Source organism: Tropicimonas sp. IMCC6043, assembly GCF_004146235.1.
In the GTDB taxonomy this organism is placed as follows: domain Bacteria; phylum Pseudomonadota; class Alphaproteobacteria; order Rhodobacterales; family Rhodobacteraceae; genus Tropicimonas.
The window spans coordinates 1-16,192 of the sequence record NZ_SELO01000042.1 but is presented as its reverse complement, the minus strand read 5'-3'; the positions used below and the strand labels follow the sequence as shown (position 1 = coordinate 16,192).

The window sequence follows — 16,192 nt, the reverse complement described above, 5'->3', positions numbered from 1 at the left end:
GGACTTCAAACGCATGAGCCGAGCCCGATGACTTCGTCCGACACCCGGCATGAGACCTCGCCGCAGAGGGACAGGAAGGTTTCGCTCGGATTCTTCGAAACTCCGTCGAGATATCTGCCGATCTTCATCACCATCGTCCTGATCCTCTGGGTCTGGACCTTTCAGGCGCGGATGATCGGCCTCGGCGCGCTCGATCTCTACGACGAGTTCTACACGCTCGACCGTACAACCGGGTTCGCCCGGGCGGGGGACTGGCTCAATGTCTATACCCATAACGAGCTGAACTTCCGCAAGCCGCCGCTGCATTACTGGTTCGGAGGTCTCCTGCTCGACCAGGGCATGGACCTCCCCGCGGGCCTGCGCGCGCCCTCGATGATCTTCGCGCTCGGTTGCCTCGGCGCGACGGCGCTGCTTGCGGCGGCCATCCTGCCGGGGAACCTCTGGGCGGTGCCGGTTGCGGTCCTCTTTCTCTCGACCTCGCGGCGCTTCTGGATCAGTGCCTCACAGGCGCTGCTCGACACCGGCGCGATGTTCTTCGTGACGATGGCCCTGGCGGCGACCATCCTCGCCCTGCGTCGCCCGTGGTGGTGGTATGTCGTCGGGCTGGCAATCGGCCTCGGCGCGCTTCAGAAGGCGCCGATCGCCTTCATCTTCGTGGCGCTCTTCCTGCTCTTTACCGGACTGACGGCGCGCTGGCACGGAACCGGGTTCCGCAGTTTCCTCGGCAACCGGCATTTCCTCACCTCGATGCTTGTCGCTGTCGGTCTCTGGTCGTCCTGGTATATCTTCCAGGTCGCGCAGCACGGTTTCGTCGTTCTCAAGGTGGGCTTCGGCGAACAGATGATCGACCGCTTCGCGCCCGGTGCCGATGTCTCTGCCAAGCGCAGCCTCTCGGCCGTCTTCGACCACCTGATGGGCAGCGAGGCGCTGCTGCGCCTTCCAGCCGTGCTTGCACTGGCGATCCTGCCATGGTGGCTCAGGCGGTTCGACCTGCTGGCCCTGCCGCTGATGGTCCTGACCTATCTGGCGGCGGTTGGCTTCGCCGAGGGCGGGATATCCATGCGCTACACGCTCTATATCGGCTCGACCCTGGCGGTGGCACTGGCGGCTGTCCTCGTCACCCTGCCGGTGCGGCCGCGGACTCTGACCGCGCTCATCCTGCTGCTGGCCCTGGCAATCGGTGGGCCTGTGCGATCTCCCGCGGACCTCAGGCTGTTCCCGAGGGGAATCCGGCAGCTCCAGGTCGACATGCTGACCCGGCTCTCCGAGGAGCAGAAACCATCCGAGCAGATCGTCTATTGCAATTGGGACCCGAAAACGCGCATCCCGCCCGGCGCGGTCTCCTATTACGGCTCGGCCAACCGGCCGTATTTCCGGCCCGACGGACCGGACGGCTTCGCCGCCCTGGTGGGAAGCGGCGCAATCTCCGGGCCGATGCGCGGGATCTGCCCGACCGAATATATTCCGACCGTCGAGCCCCATGTCACGGGCTTCCAGGTGATCGACACGAGGCCGCCATACACCTATTGGACGGCGGAATCGGTGCGTCCCGCGGCGGGGACAGCGACCGGCGATTGACCCGGTATCGGCGCCCGACTGCCGGCGAGATGTAATTCCGCCGCGCGACGCGGGCTCCGACATGACACACAGGCACTGGCCGCCGCCGGCGCTGCGTACAGGAAGGATCCGGATCCGATGACCGATGATCCCGTCGTGAAACGACACAGGCATCTCGAGCAGATCGCCATGGCGGCGCTCGATGTCGGGCGGCTGCTGAGCGAGACCGGTGCCAAGACCTCGGTCGTTGCCGCCGGGATGGCCAAGATTGCCGGCGGGCTCGGTGCCGAACGGGTCCACAGCCGGATCGGCTATGCCTCGATCGCGCTGACCGTCACGCATGGCGAGAACACCATCACCCGCATGGTCGGCGTCGGGCCGCTGGGCGTGAACATGCGGTTCAATCACGAGTTGCGCGCGCTCTGCCAGGAGGTCGGGAAGGGCGGGCTCGGCGTGGAGGAGGTGCGGGGCCGGATGAAAGCGCTCCGCGAGAAGGTGCCGCATCATCCGCGCGTCCTGATTGCGCTGGCGGCGGGGGTTGCCTGCGCCGCCTTCGGCCGGTTGCTCGGGGTGGACTGGGCGGCGATGCTGCCGATCATGGCGGCCAGCACGATCGGTCAGTGGCTCCGTATGTCGATGACACGGCGCGGCGTGAATGCCTTCGTGATGACGGCCATCGTCGCCTTCGTCGCCGCGCTGCTGGCCGGGACGTCCGCGATCGCTGCGGGTAGCGCGATGGTGCCGATGGCGATGACAGCCTCGGTGCTGTTGCTGGTGCCGGGCGTTCCGGCAATGAACGCCCAGACCGACATCATGGAGGGTTATCCGACGATGGGCAGTGCCCGTTTCGTGACCGTCGCGATGCTGTTGATGTTCATCACCCTCGGGCTCGCGGCGGCACAAGCGCTGATGCATGGCGGTGCCGGTTACCTGTTGCACCTGCATCACGGCGTCGCGCATCAGGGGGCGTTCGGCGCCATCGCCGCGGCTGGCTTCGGGGTGTTGTTCAATTTCGGACCGTCCCGGCTTGCCTGGTCGGCGGCTGCCGGCGCGCTTGCGCTGAGCCTGCGCACCCTCGGGCTGGAGGCCGGATGGAGCCTCGAGGTCGCTTCCTTTGCGGCGGCGGCTGTGGTCGCGCTGGCGGCGGAGGCGCTGCGTTTCGCGCCCCTCGAGGTTCGCCGGCCGCGCAGCGTGCTGGCCATTGCCGGCTGCATCCCGATGATCCCGGGCGGCGCTGCCACGAGCTGGATCATCGGCCTGATGGAGCTGACGGCGCAGAACCCCGTCGATCCGGCGGCGAGTCTGCAGGTGGCGGTAAGCGCCGGGCTGCGCGTGGTCTTCACCATCGGCGCGATCGGTGCTGCGCTCACCATGGTCCGCTCGCTGGTATCGCATTCCGAGTTTCCCTGACCGGACGCGCCGGGGTGCCCCGCGGTCGCTTGCCGCTGCTGCGGCGGCGCGGTAAGACGCAGCACTGATCCGGGAGAACGACATGCGCGCCGAAACTCAGAACCTCGTCGATGCGATCCGCAAGTCCCTGGCCCTCCTGGGCCAGCGGATGGGGCTTGAGACGGCGGATCACCGGCTCGAGGAATTCAACGCGCGCGTCGAGGATCCGAACCTCTGGGACGATCCGGCCGCGGCGCAGAAGCTGATGCGCGAACGCCAGATGCTCGTCGATTCCCTCGACACCTATAACGGCCTGGCGCAGGAGCTCGAGGACAATGTCGAGCTGATCGAACTGGGCGAGGCGGAAGGGGATGCCGAGGTCGTCTCCGAGGCCGAGGCGGCGCTGAAGGTTCTGGCCGAAAGGGCCGCGGAGAAGGAGCTCGAGGCGCTTCTGGACGGCGAGGCCGATGCCAACGACACCTTTCTCGAGATCAATGCCGGCGCGGGCGGCACCGAGGCCTGCGACTGGGCGCAGATGCTGCAGCGGATGTATGTCCGCTGGGCGGAGAAACGCGGCTTCAAGGTCGAGCTTCAATCGGAGGAGCCGGGGACGGAGGCTGGGATCAAGTCGGTTGCCTACAAGATCTCCGGCCACAACGCCTATGGCTGGCTGAAATCGGAGAGCGGGGTGCATCGCCTCGTGCGCATCTCGCCTTTCGGCAAGGGGACGCGCGAGACCTCCTTTGCCTCGGTCTGGGTCTACCCGGTGGTCGACGACAATATCGAGATCGAGGTCAACCCGGCCGATATTCGCATCGACACCTACCGTTCCTCTGGTGCCGGCGGCCAGCACGTCAACACCACCGACTCGGCGGTGCGGATCACCCACATGCCGACCGGGATCGTCGTGACCTCCTCGGAAAAGTCGCAGCACCAGAACCGCGATATCGCGATGAAGGCGCTGAAGTCCCGGCTCTACCAGATGGAGCTCGACAGGCGGAACGAGGCGATCAACGAGGCCCATGCTGCCAAGGGATCGGCCGGATGGGGCAACCAGATCCGTTCCTACGTGCTCCAGCCCTACCAGATGGTGAAAGATCTCCGGACCAACCACGAGACCTCCGACACCTCGGGTGTTCTGGATGGCGACCTGGACAGTTTCATGGCGGCGACGCTGGCGATGGACGTGGCCGGCAAGAGCCGCAGCGAGGCGCAGGCGGAGGACTAGAGTCGGGACGGCTCCGGTCCGGACTCTGAGGTGTGAGCCGCGCCAGCGCCGGCCCGTGGGGTGGAGTCACAATGGCGGACCCGGGCGCTTGATCCTGGCCAAGTCCGAATGAGATCAGCGCGTTGCGCGCGGGTGGCAAAGCGCCAGCCCGTCGGGGCGGGCCGGCGCTGACACGGCGGCTTCGCCTTGATTCCGTGCCAGTGGTGTTACGCTTCATTGGCCGCGCGGACCGCCGTATGCTGAACTTTCGCGAATATGTTTCCCTACGAATGCTCCTCCGCCGCCGTTTCCGCCAGCGCCCGATTGTAGGCCTTGAGCGCGTCGACCTGGAAGAGGGCCCCCATCAGATCCGGCGCCCCGCCATCCGGCGATGGCGCCGCGACCGGCAGGAAGGGCTGGCCGGTCGTGTCGAACATCGGAAGGGCCACGTCCAGCGTCGTGTCCGGCGTGATCAAGATGCCCTGTTCCATCAATGCCCGGCAGGCCGTCTCGGGCGCCGCGCGCGGGCTGTCCTTGGAGCGCATGATGACGGCGGCGGAATAGATCGAGAGCAGGTAGGCCTGCGGTCCCGCCGCGAGGTGGATGCCGCGGTGCTCGAGCTGGGTCAGGAAGAAGGAGCGGTCGACCAACCGGCTCGCCAGCGCGGTGGAGAGCGAGACCGCCACCATGACGGCGAGCCCGGTCTGCCAGTCGCCGGTGAGCTCGAAGACGATCATCGTGGTCGAGATCGGCGCCCCGAGCACCGCGGCGGCCACCGCCCCCATGCCGGCGAGCGCGTAGAGCTCGCCCGTGCTGGAATATTGCGGCACGAGACCGGTCGCGACGTAGCCGAAGGCGAGCCCGGTCAGCGCCCCAACCATCAGCGAGGGCGAGAACACCCCGCCGCCCATGCGGCCGGCCATCGTGACGGCGAGGGCGACGACCTTGAGGACCGCAAAGACCACCGCCTCGTGGAGCGCGATCTCGGCCCGGAGCGCGCGGGCCGTGGTCTCGTAGCCGACGCCGATGATATGGGGAAATCCGATGGCAATGAGCCCGAGCAGCGCCCCGGCGAGCGCGGGGCGCAGCATGCGTGGGATGCGCCAGCTCTGCTGCAGGTGGGAGGCGACGTCGTCGGCAAAGAAGATCGCCCGCATCAGCAGCACGGCGACGATGCCGCACAAGAGGCCGAGCAGCAGGAAGGCCGGCAGTTCGACATAGAAGGAGAGCGAGGTTGCAGGCGTTAGGGAGAATTCCGTCACGTTGCCGAATTCGAGCCGGCTGACCACGGTGCCCGCGACCGAGGCGATTGCAATGGGCGCGAAGGCGTGGACAGCGAAATGGCGCAGCACGACTTCGAGGGCAAAGAGCGCTCCGGCGATCGGCGCGTTGAAGGAGGCGGAGACGGCGGCAGCCACCGCACAGCCCAAAAGGTCGCGCCCGGTGATGCCGCTGGCATTGATCCGGTTCGAAACCCAGGTCGAGACGATTCCGGCCAGGTGGACCACTGGTCCCTCGCGGCCGGTCGAGCCGCCGGTGGAGAGAGTGATCATTGAGGCGGCGGCGGAGGCGAGGCCGGCACGGATCTCGACGCGTCCGCGTCCGAGCGCGGCACCCTCGATCACGTCGGCCACGGAGCGGACCCGTCCGTCCGGCGTAAACCGGCCGAGGATGACGCCAACCGCGAGGCCGCCGCAGATCGGCAGGGCGAGCAGCAGCCACCAGGGAAGGGTGGCCGCGAAGCTGTGGATGTTGCGCACGTCCTCGGCGCCATAGGCCCAGGCCTGCAACCAGACGATGCCGTTCCGGAAGCCCACTGCGGCGGTGCCCGACACGATCCCGACCGCCAGCGCGATGAACCAGAACTGCACCTGGCTCGGGCCGCGCCGCAGCAGGAGTTGCCAGCCGCTCTGTAGCGCGTCGCGGCTCTCGTGCCATTGCCGCCGCAGGAGGTCCCGAGTCCGATTCGGCACGCCGACCCTTTCCGCGGGCGCGGAAAGGCTTCCCCCGGGGGCCCGCCTGCCCTAGGGTGCCTGTCGGTTCGGCGCTTGGAGGGGCGGATGACGATCACCACGGCACTCGAAGCTCTATCTCCTGTCCTAGGCGATCGGCTGTCGCGCTCCAAGCCGGATCTGGCCGCGCACGGGCAGTCGGAGAGCTATTTCCCCCTGACTCCACCGGATGCGGTGGCCTGGCCGGAGACGACCGCGGAGGTGGCGCAGATCCTCGCGATCTGCGCCGAACATGGCTGCCCGGTGGTGCCCTGGGGCACGGGAACCTCGCTCGAGGGCCATGCGCTGGCACTCGAGGGAGGGCTTTCGCTCGATCTCGCGCGGATGAACCGGCTGCTCGAAGTTCACCCCGAGGACATGGACGCGGTGGTGCAGCCCGGGCTCACCCGCGAGGAACTCAACCGCGACCTGCGCACCACCGGCCTGTTCTTTCCCGTCGACCCCGGCGCCAATGCCTCGCTCGGCGGAATGGCCGCGACGCGCGCCAGCGGCACGACGACGGTGCGCTACGGCACGATGGCCGACAACGTGCTGGGGCTCGAGGTCGTGCTCGGCGATGGCCGCGTGATCCGCACCGGCACGCGGGCGCGGAAATCCGCCTCGGGCTACGATCTCACGCGGCTCTTTGTGGGCTCGGAGGGCACGCTGGGGGTGATCACCGAGCTGACATTGCGGCTGCACGGGCAACCGGAGGCGATCGCGGCTGCGGTCTGTGCCTTTGGCGAGATCGGGGCGGCGGTGGATTGCGTGATCGCGACGATCCAGTCCGGGATCAAGGTGGCGCGGATCGAGTTCGTCGATGCCGAGACGGCGGCGGCGGTGAATGCCTATTCGCGCGGGGAGTTTCCGGAGAAGCCGCACCTGCTGGTCGAGTTCCACGGCTCGGAGCAGGGCGTCGCGGAGGAATCGCAGCGCTTCGGCGAGCTGGTGTCTGAGATGGGCGGCGAGGGGTTCCGCTGGTCGACCAGGCCGGAGGACCGGCGCGCGCTCTGGGAGATGCGGCACACTGCCTACTGGGCGATCCTGGCGAGCCGGAAGGGGGCCCGGGCGGTTGTCACCGATCTCTGCGTGCCGATCTCGCGGCTCGCAGAGGCGGTCGAAGAGACCCGCGCCGATATCGCCGCGAGCCCGATCCCGGGGCCCATCCTCGGCCATATGGGCGACGGCAATTTCCACGCGATCCTGCTCATCCATGATGACGCGCCGGAGGAACTCGCGGCGGCCAAGGCGCTGTCGCACCGGATGGTCGAGCGGGCGCTCAGGCTCGGCGGTACGGTGACGGGCGAGCATGGCGTTGGCGCCGGCAAGCTCGACTACATGGAAGAGGAGCATGGCGCCGGCTGGGCGCTGATGGGCGACATCAAGCGGGCGGTCGATCCGAAGGGGATCCTCAACCCCGGCAAGCTGGTGCCGCGGGGCTGAGGCCGGGCATCGCCCGGCCCGACGATGGGAGCGACGGTTGTCGTCGTGATTTCGACAGGCCGCGAAATGCGCGCAGAGCCCGCAGCAATGCGTCAGCCCGAGAGCGCCCGGTTGAGGTTCTCGTCGATCTTCTCGAGGAAGCCCGTCGTGGTCTGCCAGCCCTGGTCCGGGCCGACGAGAAGCGCAAGGTCCTTGGTCATCTGGCCGCTCTCGATGGTCTTGATCACGACATCTTCCAGCGTCGTGGCAAAGCTCATCAGCGCGATGTTCTCGTCGAGCTTGGCGCGGTGCTTCAAACCGCCGGTCCAGGCAAAGATCGAGGCGGTCGAGTTCGTCGAGGTCTGTTCGCCCTTCTGGTGCTGGCGGTAGTGGCGCGTCACGGTGCCGTGCGCGGCCTCCGCCTCCACGATCTTGCCGTCTGGCGTCATCAGCTGAGAGGCCATCAGGCCGAGCGAGCCGAAGCCCTGCGCCACGGTGTCGGACTGCACGTCGCCATCGTAGTTCTTGCAGGCCCACACGAAACCGCCGTTCCATTTCATCGCGCAGGCCACCATGTCGTCGATCAGGCGGTGCTCGTACCAGATCTTCTTCTCGGCGAATTTCTCGGCAAATTCCGCATCGAAGATCTCCTGGAAGAGCTCGAGGAAACGGCCGTCATATTGCTTCAGGATGGTGTTCTTGGTCGAAAGATAGACCGGCCAGCCCATGTGCAGACCATAGTTGAAGGAGGCGCGCGCGAAATCGCGGATCGACTCGTCGAGGTTGTACATGCCCATGAACACGCCGGAGGAGGGCGCCTGGTAAACCTCCCGCTCGATCTCGGTGCCATCGTCGCCGACGAATTTCATGGTCAGCCGGCCGCTGCCGGGAAACCTGAAATCGGTCGCCTTGTACTGGTCGCCGAAGGCGTGCCGGCCGATCACGATGGGCCGGGTCCAGCCCGGCACGAGGCGGGGCACGTTGCGGCAGATGATCGGTTGGCGGAACACCACGCCGCCGAGGATGTTGCGGATCGTCCCGTTGGGAGAGCGCCACATCTTCTTCAGCCCGAACTCCTCGACCCGCGCCTCATCCGGCGTGATCGTGGCGCATTTGACGGCGCAGCCCACTTCCTTCGTCTTCTCGGCAGCATCGATAGTGACCTGGTCGTCAGTGCGGTCGCGCTCCTCGATGCCGAGATCGTAGTAGAGGAGGTCGATGTCGAGATAGGGCAGGATGAGCTTCTGCTTGATGAAATCCCAGATGATCCGGGTCATCTCGTCGCCGTCCATCTCGACGATGGGGTTGTCCACTTTGATCCGTGTCATGCGTCTCTCCTGCGATTCTGCATGGGCTTTGGACCGCGTCATAGCGCAGAGATTGCACCGCGGAAAGACAGTATGCGAATGTATACCAAATTTGCCGCGGTTTTTCCAGATCGCTTCTTCCGGGCGGATCGAAATGCCCGATCCGCAGGCAAATATGGCTGTAAGGTCGGCGTTTTCGGCAACCGGTCGGTCAGGCCGCACCCCGGACCGTGTCGAGGAAATCAGCTGTCGTGTCGAAGAAGGCCCGCCGGGTCGCCGGCCGCTCCATCATCAATTCGTGCTCGGCACCGGGCACTTCGGTGAGCCTCCCCCCACGCCAGCCGGACATTACCTCCCGGATCGCCGTGATCTCGACAATGCGCTCGTTTGCGCCGACCCAGGTCAGGCAGGGGAGGGCGGGCGCCGGAAGGGCGCGCAGGCGGGCGAGCTCGGTGAGCGCCTCGTGGAACCACGTCACCGACGGGCCCCCGATGGCGAGTTCCGGATGGGCGTGGAGCTGGCGGCGCATCCATTCGTAGACACCAGGATCGGTGGTCAGCGTGTTGTCCTCGAACGGCGCGTCGAGCACGTAGGTGACCGGCCCTGTGGAAGGCATGAAACGCTGACCGAGTCCGATGGCGCGAATGAGCCCGGCAAAGTGGCGGGCAAGCGGGCGGGCCGCGGCCGGTACGACGATGCCCCACATCGGCCCGGTGAAGACGGCCGCGTCGACCGGCAGCCCTTCGTGTAGTGCCCTGAGGCCAATGCCGCCACCCATGGAATGGGCGAGCAGGAACCAGGGCCGCGGCAGATCGAGCGCGGTGGCCCGGGCGACCATTGCGGCGACGTCGCGCTGAAAATCGGCGAATCGGGCGACATGGCCCATGTCGGGGCGGTGCTCGATAAGCCGGTCGGCGAGCCCCTGGCCGCGCCAGTCGATGGAGAGGCAGGCATAGCCGCGGGCGTGGAACTCGCCTGCCGCAGGCCCATATTTCTCGACATATTCGGTGCGTCCCGGGAACAGCAGGATGGTGCCGCGCGGCGTCGCGGGCGGCGGGGCAAGCAGCGCGAGGCGGAGCCGCACCCCGTCATCGGCCGCCGCCCAATGCGCCGAGGCGCCCTTAGGCGCGTCAGCGATGTCGTCGAAGAAGGGCGCCCGCTCCATCCGTTTCTTTCCCGTCGCTCTGTCAGGAAAGCACGTTGGCGAGTTGCATGGCGAGCCCCATGTCGCCGTCGACGCTGAGCTGGCCGGTCATGAAGGCGGCCGTTGGGTTGGTCTCGCCCTCGAGGATCGCCTGGAAGACCGACGGCTCGGCGGTCAGCACCACGTCGGCCGTCTCGTCGCCCGCCCGCACGCCGCTCGAGTCGAGCATGATGGTGCCCTCGCCGGACAGGACGAACTTGGCGGTGCCGGACAATTCCCCCGACAGGCGCTCGTTCAGGGCCGCGACGGCCTTGTTGATCATCTCGCTCACGCGATTACCTCCGCTGCTTGTGACCGCGTGCTGCTTGGATTCTGCCGCGGTGGCGTTACACTCGGTTCCGTTATGGGTAGCAAAGCAGCATCTCTCAACCGGTTCCTTGCGGCATGTCTTGCCGCGGCGGCATTTGGCCTGCCCGTTTTGGCGCAGGGAATGGACAATGCCGAGGTCGATCGGCTCCTGGGAGAGCTGGCGCGGCCGGACCAGCCCGGATGGCGCCAGATCGAGGATAGCATCCTGCAAGAATGGTCCAAGTCGGGATCTCCTGCCATGGACCTTCTGTTGCGCCGCGGAACGGCGGCGCTCGAATCGGGGGACCTCGCGGCGGCGGTGGAGCATCTCACCGCGCTGACCGATCATGCGTCCGATTTCGCCGAAGGCTGGAACGCGCGGGCGACGGTCTTCTTCCGGATGGACGAGCTGGGGCTGGCGCTCGAGGACATCCGGCATACCCTTCTGCTCAACCCGAGGCATTTCGGGGCGCTCTCAGGGCTGGCGATCATCTTCGAGGAACTGGGCCATGAGACCGAGGCGCTCGCGGCCTGGCGGGAGGTCGAGGCTATACATCCGCACCGCCCCGAGGTACAGGAAGCGATAGAGCGGCTTGAGAAAAGCGTCGAGGGCCAGCGTCTGTAGCCCGGCCCGGCGCGGGGAGTGACGATGCGAGACAGGCAATTCCGGTCAACCCGCCCGACGATCAGGATCCGCGGAGACAGATGCACAGGGCCGCGCCCGACCCCGGGACGGTGCGCCGTTTCTTTCGCAAAGGGCGCCCACTCAGGAAAGGCCGGCCGGATCGCCGCCTGAGCCTGCGCCTGTCGCCTCCGCCCCTGTAACCCATCCAACGAAGGCCCCGAGACTCATGCGCGATTCCACCGTTGTTGCGGTGCTGGGCCCTACCAATACCGGCAAGACGCATTACGCCATCGAGCGCATGCTGGCGCATCGCACCGGCGTCTTCGGCCTGCCGCTGCGCCTTCTGGCGCGCGAGGTCTACGACCGGATCGTCGCCCAACGCGGCCCCTCGGTCGTCGCGCTGGTCACCGGCGAGGAGCGGATCGTGCCGGAGCGGGCGCAATACTGGGTCTGCACCGTCGAGGCGATGCCGACGGAGATCGGCGCGGATTTCCTCGCCGTGGACGAGATCCAGCTCTGCGCCGATCCCGAGCGCGGCCATGTCTTCACCGACCGGCTTCTGAACGCCCGCGGGCTGCACGAGACGATGTTCCTCGGCGCCGACACGATGCGCGGCGCCATCGCGGCACTGGTTCCCAAGGCGCAGTTCCTGCGCCGCGAACGTTTCTCGGAACTGACCTACTCGGGATCGCGCAAGATCTCGCGCATGACGCCGCGCTCGGCCATCGTCGGGTTCTCGGTCGAGAACGTTTATGCCATGGCCGAGCTGCTGCGCCGGCAGAAAGGCGGCGCGGCGGTGGTGATGGGGGCACTCTCCCCGCGCACCCGCAACGCCCAGGTCGAACTCTACCAGTCCGGCGAGGTTGACTACCTGGTGGCCACCGACGCCATCGGGATGGGGCTCAATCTCGACATCACCCATGTCGCGCTCTCGGGGCTGCGCAAGTTCGATGGCCGGCGGATGCGCGATCTCACCGCCGGCGAGCTCGGCCAGATCGCCGGCCGCGCCGGACGCTACAAGACCCATGGCAGCTTTGGCGTGACTGGCGAGGCGCCGCCGCTCGACGATGACCTCGCAGAGGCGATCACCAATCACCGTTTCGCCCCGATCCGCAAGCTGCAATGGCGCAACAGCGACCTCGACTTCGGTACCGTTACGCGCCTCGTCGCCGCGCTCGAGGCCCGCACCGATGACGAGTTGTTGACCCGGACCCGAGAGGCCGATGACCTGATGGCGCTCAAGTCATTGGCCGCCGACGCCGAGGTCATGGCCCGCGTCCGCAACCCGCGGGCCGTCCGATTGCTCTGGGATGTCTGCCGAATCCCCGACTTCCGCGGCATCTCCCATGCCGAGCACGCGAGCCTTCTCGGGCGCATCTTCGGCTTCCTGCAGGAAGTCGGCCGGGTGCCGGATGACTGGATGGCCCGCCAGGTCAAGCGCATCGACCGGAGCGACGGGGACATCGACGCGTTGTCCAAGCGATTGGCATATATCCGCACATGGACCTATGTCGCCCAGCGTTCTGGCTGGCTCGATGACGAAATGCATTGGCGTGGCGAGACCCGCGCGGTAGAAGACCGCCTGTCGGATGCCCTCCACGGGGCGCTGACGCAGCGATTTGTTGACCGGCGCACGAGTGTGCTGCTGCGCCGGTTGAAGCAGAAGGAGAGCCTTGTGGCCGAGGTGAACGACAAGGGCGAGGTGAGGGTGGCGGACCAGTTCGTGGGCCGGCTGGAAGGGTTCCGCTTCTCGCAGGACGCGTCGCAGACGCCGGAAGAGGCGAAGATGCTGCACCAGGCGGCGATGACGGCGCTCAGGCCGGAATTCCACCTGCGCGCGGACCGTTTCTACAACGCCCCCGACACCGAGATCGACTTCACAGAGCAGGGCGGCCTCATGTGGGGCGAGCATGCCGTGGGCAAGCTCGTCAAGGGCGGTGATGCCTTCAAGCCGACGGTCAAGGCCTTCGTCGAGGAGGATGCCGGCCATGACGTGCTCGAAAAGGTGACGCGCCGTCTTCAGCATTTCATCGACCGCAAGGTGGCGACGCTGTTTGAGCCGCTCCTGGCGATGAGCCGCGATGAGAGCCTGACCGGGCTCGCGCGCGGCTTTGCCTTCCAGATGCTGGAGAGTTTCGGCATCCTGCCGCGCGACGGGGTTGCCGCCGATGTCAAGGCGCTCGACCAGGACGCGCGGGGCCATCTCCGCAAGCATGGGGTGCGCTTCGGGCAATACACGGTCTTCATGCCGCTCCTGCTGAAGCCCGCTCCGACCCGGCTGCGCCTCGTTCTCTGGTCGCTCTGGAACGACCTCGACCATTTCCCGGAGGCGCCGCCGCCGGGCCTCGTCACCGTGCCGGTTCCCGAGGGCACGCCGCAGGAGCATGCCGCGATGTCGGGCTACCGCATTGCCGGCACCCGAGCGATCCGGATCGACATGCTGGAACGTCTCGCCGACCAACTGCGCGGAGAGGACAGCCGGGCCGGCTTCGAGGCCAAGGCCGACATGCTCTCGATCACCGGCATGACGCTGGAACAGTTCGCGGACCTGCTGCAGGGGCTTGGCTACCGCGCGGAGAAGGGTGAACGGCCGAAGGTCAAGGCGCCGGCCCAGCCGGAGGCCGCTCCGAAGGAGGAATCGGCCGTCGCGACCGAAGCGGACGCCAACGTGCCCGAAGCGGCTCCGGCCGAGTCGGAAGGTGTTGCCGAGGGCGTGACCGAAGAGGGGACGGAGTCCGTGGCCGCCGAGGCCACTCCCGCCGATCTTCCGGCCGCCGAGACGGAGTCTGTTGCTGCGACGCCCGAGGACACGGTGCCCGAAGCGGCTGCGCCAGTGGAGGACGTGGCGGACAAGGATGCCGCTGAGGAAATTCTCGCAGAGGCGGCTCCTGCGCCTGCGGAGGACGGGGCAGCCGTCGACGAGGGTGTCACCGAAGCGGCCGGGACCGGCGAGTCTGAGACGACGCCGGAGGCCGCGGAACCCGAGATCGAGACCTTCTACACCTTCACCTGGGCGCCGCGCCGGCAGGGCGGTGGCCGTCCGCGCCGCGACCGCGACCATCAGGGCGACGGCCAGCCGGCCGGCGGCGAGCGCGGTGACCGGGGTGGTCGGGAAGACCGCCACGGCGGCAAGCCGCGCGGCAAGGGCGGCAAGGGTCCGCGCCGCGCCGAAGGCAAGGGTGGCCCGCGCGACCAGAAGGGCGGCCGGTCCGATCACAAGGGTGGCGGAAAGCAGTCGCCCAAGGTCTACCAGGCCCGTCCCCCGAAGAAGGAAAAGCCGATCGATCCCGACAACCCCTTCGCCGCCGCGCTGATGGGGCTCACGGAGAAGAAGTGACCGGGGCGCGCGCCGCATGACCGGGGCCGTTTGGCCGGACGAGGATGGCGCCGCCGCCTCCATCCGCGTCGACAAGTGGCTCTGGCATGCGCGCTTCTTCAAGACCCGAAGCCTCGCTGCCAGGCAGGTCTCCGAAGGCCATGTCCGGGTCAACTCGGTGAAGATCTCGAAGCCCGCGCGCAGCGTGGCTCCGGGCGACGTGCTCACCTTCCCGCAGGCCGATACGATCCGCGTGGTGCGGATCCTCGCGCTTGGCACCCGCCGCGGCCCGGCACCGGAGGCGCAGGCGCTCTACGAGGATCTCTCGCCGCCCGAGGCGCAGCCGCGGCAGAGACCGCTCGCCCGTGGCGGTCCACGGCCGACGAAAAAAGAACGCCGCAGACTCGTCAATTCCCGCCCCGATCCGCTTGATTAGGCCGTCCTGCTCGGCTAGGTCACAGCGAAACGCCACTCCGGAGGTCCCCATGACCTATGTCGTCACGGAAAACTGCATCGCCTGCAAATACACCGACTGCGTCGAGGTCTGCCCCGTGGATTGCTTCTACGAAGGCGAGAACACGCTGGTGATCCATCCTGACGAGTGCATCGACTGTGGCGTCTGCGAGCCCGAATGCCCGGCCGACGCGATCCGGCCCGACACCGAGCCCGAGATGGAAAAATGGGTCGAGTTCAACCGCAAATATGCCGAGCTCTGGCCGGTCATCGTCACCAAGAAGGACCCGCTTCCCGGCGCCGAGGAGATGGACGGCAAGCCGGGCAAGATGGATCTTTTCTCCGAGGAACCCGGCGAGGGCGGTTGAGTCGGCAGATGATTCGCGCCGCTTCGCTGTGCAGCGCGCACCGGAATCGCGCCGGGTCGGCGGATATCCGCGCGGAATCGTCGGGTTTTCGGGGTCTCTCGGGATGCCGCGGCGCGGCGCTTTGAAATTGCCCGCAAACCTGCTATATATATTTGACGATGAATGTTGACTGCTGACACCTGCCGTCCGGGGCTGCTCGGCTGTGTGGCGGAGATAGAGAGCCCTGATATCAAGCTTCACTGGAAACAGGCGTTTCCGGCGAGGCTTTCTTTGGCTCTGACGGGTGTCCTTCCGAGGGGATAATATGAGCAAGACGAGAAAACACGAGTTTCGGCCGAATGACTATGTCGTCTATCCTGCGCATGGCGTGGGCAAGATCATCTCCATCGAGGAGCAGGAAGTCGCCGGGCTGTCGCTGGAACTCTTTGTGATCTCCTTCGAGAAAGACAAGATGACGCTCCGCGTGCCGACCAACAAGGTGGCCTCGGTGGGCATGCGTTCGCTGTCTTCTCCGGACGTGGTTTCCAAGGCGATGGGCACGCTCAAGGGCAAGGCTAAGGTCAAGCGGGCGATGTGGTCGCGCCGCGCGCAGGAATATGAGCAGAAGATCAATTCCGGCGATTTGATCGCCATCGCGGAGGTCGTGCGAGACCTGCACCGCGCCGACGACCAGCGTGAGCAGAGCTACTCGGAGCGTCAGCTTTACGAAGCCGCTCTGGAGCGGCTGACCCGCGAGATCGCCGCGGTGTCCGGCGTGGGCGAGATCGATGCGCAGAAGCAGGTCGACGACGTGCTTGTGAGCCGCGCCGCCTGATCCAGTGCTGAGACGAACGGAAAGAGGGCCCTTGCGGCCCTTTTTTCATGCAATGAGATGGGAACTGAAGACTTGAAGGTGCGATTGGCGCGAGAAGCCGATGCCGCGGGCATGAGCCGCGTCCTAGAGCGATCCCAATCTATTCGGTTTCATAGCCTGCGGCCTTGAAGAAGTTGTAGCATTCTTCTTCAGTGAAGAGGTTGCAGACGTGTCCGACGACCTGCCAAAGCTGTTCGTAGGTTCGAGCGGCG

13 protein-coding genes are annotated in these 16,192 nt (G+C 66.8%); 9 read left to right on the top strand and 4 right to left on the bottom strand.

Annotated elements, in window-relative coordinates:
* Positions 1 to 27 precede the first annotated feature (27 nt).
* The 3 genes from EU800_RS21995 to prfB all read left to right on the top strand — a co-directional run bounded on the left by EU800_RS21995 (position 28) and on the right by prfB (position 4,174).
* Positions 28 to 1,578 carry a glycosyltransferase family 39 protein gene (locus tag EU800_RS21995; RefSeq protein WP_165354793.1) on the top strand — a complete coding sequence of 517 codons (1,551 nt, stop codon included), beginning with the start codon at positions 28 to 30 and terminating at the stop codon, positions 1,576 to 1,578.
* A gap of 117 nt (positions 1,579 to 1,695) precedes the next feature.
* Complete coding sequence (locus tag EU800_RS21990; protein WP_129635665.1) at positions 1,696 to 2,967, top strand: threonine/serine exporter family protein; 1,272 nt, start codon at positions 1,696 to 1,698, stop codon at positions 2,965 to 2,967.
* 82 nt (positions 2,968 to 3,049) lie between these two features.
* Positions 3,050 to 4,174, top strand: coding sequence for a peptide chain release factor 2 (gene prfB, locus EU800_RS21985; RefSeq protein ID WP_129635664.1), 1,125 nt, complete (start codon positions 3,050 to 3,052; stop codon positions 4,172 to 4,174).
* A 263-nt stretch (positions 4,175 to 4,437) separates the two neighbouring features.
* Here prfB and EU800_RS21980 read toward each other — a convergent pair whose 3' ends face one another.
* Positions 4,438 to 6,126 carry a chloride channel protein gene (locus tag EU800_RS21980; protein ID WP_129635663.1) on the bottom strand — a complete coding sequence of 563 codons (1,689 nt, stop codon included), beginning with the start codon at positions 6,124 to 6,126 and terminating at the stop codon, positions 4,438 to 4,440.
* 87 nt (positions 6,127 to 6,213) lie between these two features.
* Between EU800_RS21980 and EU800_RS21975 the strand changes: the two genes are divergently transcribed.
* Positions 6,214 to 7,587, top strand: a complete 1,374-nt coding sequence (locus EU800_RS21975) for an FAD-binding oxidoreductase (RefSeq protein WP_129635662.1) — start codon at positions 6,214 to 6,216, stop codon at positions 7,585 to 7,587.
* 92 nt (positions 7,588 to 7,679) lie between these two features.
* Here EU800_RS21975 and EU800_RS21970 read toward each other — a convergent pair whose 3' ends face one another.
* The 3 genes from EU800_RS21970 to EU800_RS21960 form a co-directional block, all read right to left on the bottom strand.
* Positions 7,680 to 8,894 carry an NADP-dependent isocitrate dehydrogenase gene (locus EU800_RS21970; RefSeq protein WP_129635661.1) on the bottom strand — a complete coding sequence of 405 codons (1,215 nt, stop codon included), beginning with the start codon at positions 8,892 to 8,894 and terminating at the stop codon, positions 7,680 to 7,682.
* A gap of 190 nt (positions 8,895 to 9,084) precedes the next feature.
* Positions 9,085 to 10,038 carry an alpha/beta fold hydrolase gene (locus tag EU800_RS21965; protein ID WP_129635660.1) on the bottom strand — a complete coding sequence of 318 codons (954 nt, stop codon included), beginning with the start codon at positions 10,036 to 10,038 and terminating at the stop codon, positions 9,085 to 9,087.
* 22 nt (positions 10,039 to 10,060) lie between these two features.
* Positions 10,061 to 10,339 (bottom strand): SCP2 sterol-binding domain-containing protein, encoded by a 279-nt coding sequence (locus tag EU800_RS21960; protein WP_371685659.1) that lies wholly within the window; start codon positions 10,337 to 10,339, stop codon positions 10,061 to 10,063.
* Positions 10,340 to 10,507: 168 nt separating this feature from the next.
* Here EU800_RS21960 and EU800_RS21955 point away from each other — a divergent pair, with 168 nt between their 5' ends.
* The 5 genes from EU800_RS21955 (at position 10,508) to EU800_RS21935 (ending at position 15,941) form a co-directional block, all read left to right on the top strand.
* A complete protein-coding gene (locus EU800_RS21955) occupies positions 10,508 to 10,990 on the top strand; it encodes a hypothetical protein (protein WP_242500672.1) in 483 nt (160 codons plus the stop codon).
* A 226-nt stretch (positions 10,991 to 11,216) separates the two neighbouring features.
* Entirely contained in the window at positions 11,217 to 14,327 is a 3,111-nt protein-coding gene (locus tag EU800_RS21950) for a helicase-related protein (protein WP_129635658.1), read from the top strand.
* Between the two features lie 16 nt (positions 14,328 to 14,343).
* Positions 14,344 to 14,742, top strand: coding sequence for an RNA-binding S4 domain-containing protein (locus tag EU800_RS21945; protein WP_129635657.1), 399 nt, complete (start codon positions 14,344 to 14,346; stop codon positions 14,740 to 14,742).
* Positions 14,743 to 14,791: 49 nt separating this feature from the next.
* Positions 14,792 to 15,127 (top strand): ferredoxin FdxA, encoded by a 336-nt coding sequence (gene fdxA / locus EU800_RS21940; RefSeq protein WP_129635656.1) that lies wholly within the window; start codon positions 14,792 to 14,794, stop codon positions 15,125 to 15,127.
* Positions 15,128 to 15,431: 304 nt separating this feature from the next.
* A complete protein-coding gene (locus tag EU800_RS21935) occupies positions 15,432 to 15,941 on the top strand; it encodes a CarD family transcriptional regulator (RefSeq protein ID WP_129635655.1) in 510 nt (169 codons plus the stop codon).
* Positions 15,942 to 16,192: the final 251 nt, after the last annotated feature.

What these genes read in the sequence shown, in the direction of transcription:
- EU800_RS21945 (WP_129635657.1), top strand. Translation starts at nt 14,344, where the DNA reads ATGACCGGGGCCGTTTGGCCGGACGAGGATGGCGCCGCCGCCTCCATC.
- EU800_RS21955 (WP_242500672.1), top strand. Translation starts at nt 10,508, where the DNA reads ATGGACAATGCCGAGGTCGATCGGCTCCTGGGAGAGCTGGCGCGGCCG.
- EU800_RS21965 (WP_129635660.1), bottom strand. Translation starts at nt 10,038, where the DNA reads ATGGAGCGGGCGCCCTTCTTCGACGACATCGCTGACGCGCCTAAGGGC.
- EU800_RS21975 (WP_129635662.1), top strand. Translation starts at nt 6,214, where the DNA reads ATGACGATCACCACGGCACTCGAAGCTCTATCTCCTGTCCTAGGCGAT.
- EU800_RS21935 (WP_129635655.1), top strand. Translation starts at nt 15,432, where the DNA reads ATGAGCAAGACGAGAAAACACGAGTTTCGGCCGAATGACTATGTCGTC.
- fdxA (WP_129635656.1), top strand. Translation starts at nt 14,792, where the DNA reads ATGACCTATGTCGTCACGGAAAACTGCATCGCCTGCAAATACACCGAC.
- EU800_RS21990 (WP_129635665.1), top strand. Translation starts at nt 1,696, where the DNA reads ATGACCGATGATCCCGTCGTGAAACGACACAGGCATCTCGAGCAGATC.
- EU800_RS21960 (WP_371685659.1), bottom strand. Translation starts at nt 10,339, where the DNA reads ATGATCAACAAGGCCGTCGCGGCCCTGAACGAGCGCCTGTCGGGGGAA.
- EU800_RS21950 (WP_129635658.1), top strand. Translation starts at nt 11,217, where the DNA reads ATGCGCGATTCCACCGTTGTTGCGGTGCTGGGCCCTACCAATACCGGC.
- EU800_RS21970 (WP_129635661.1), bottom strand. Translation starts at nt 8,894, where the DNA reads ATGACACGGATCAAAGTGGACAACCCCATCGTCGAGATGGACGGCGAC.
- prfB (WP_129635664.1), top strand. Translation starts at nt 3,050, where the DNA reads ATGCGCGCCGAAACTCAGAACCTCGTCGATGCGATCCGCAAGTCCCTG.
- EU800_RS21995 (WP_165354793.1), top strand. Translation starts at nt 28, where the DNA reads ATGACTTCGTCCGACACCCGGCATGAGACCTCGCCGCAGAGGGACAGG.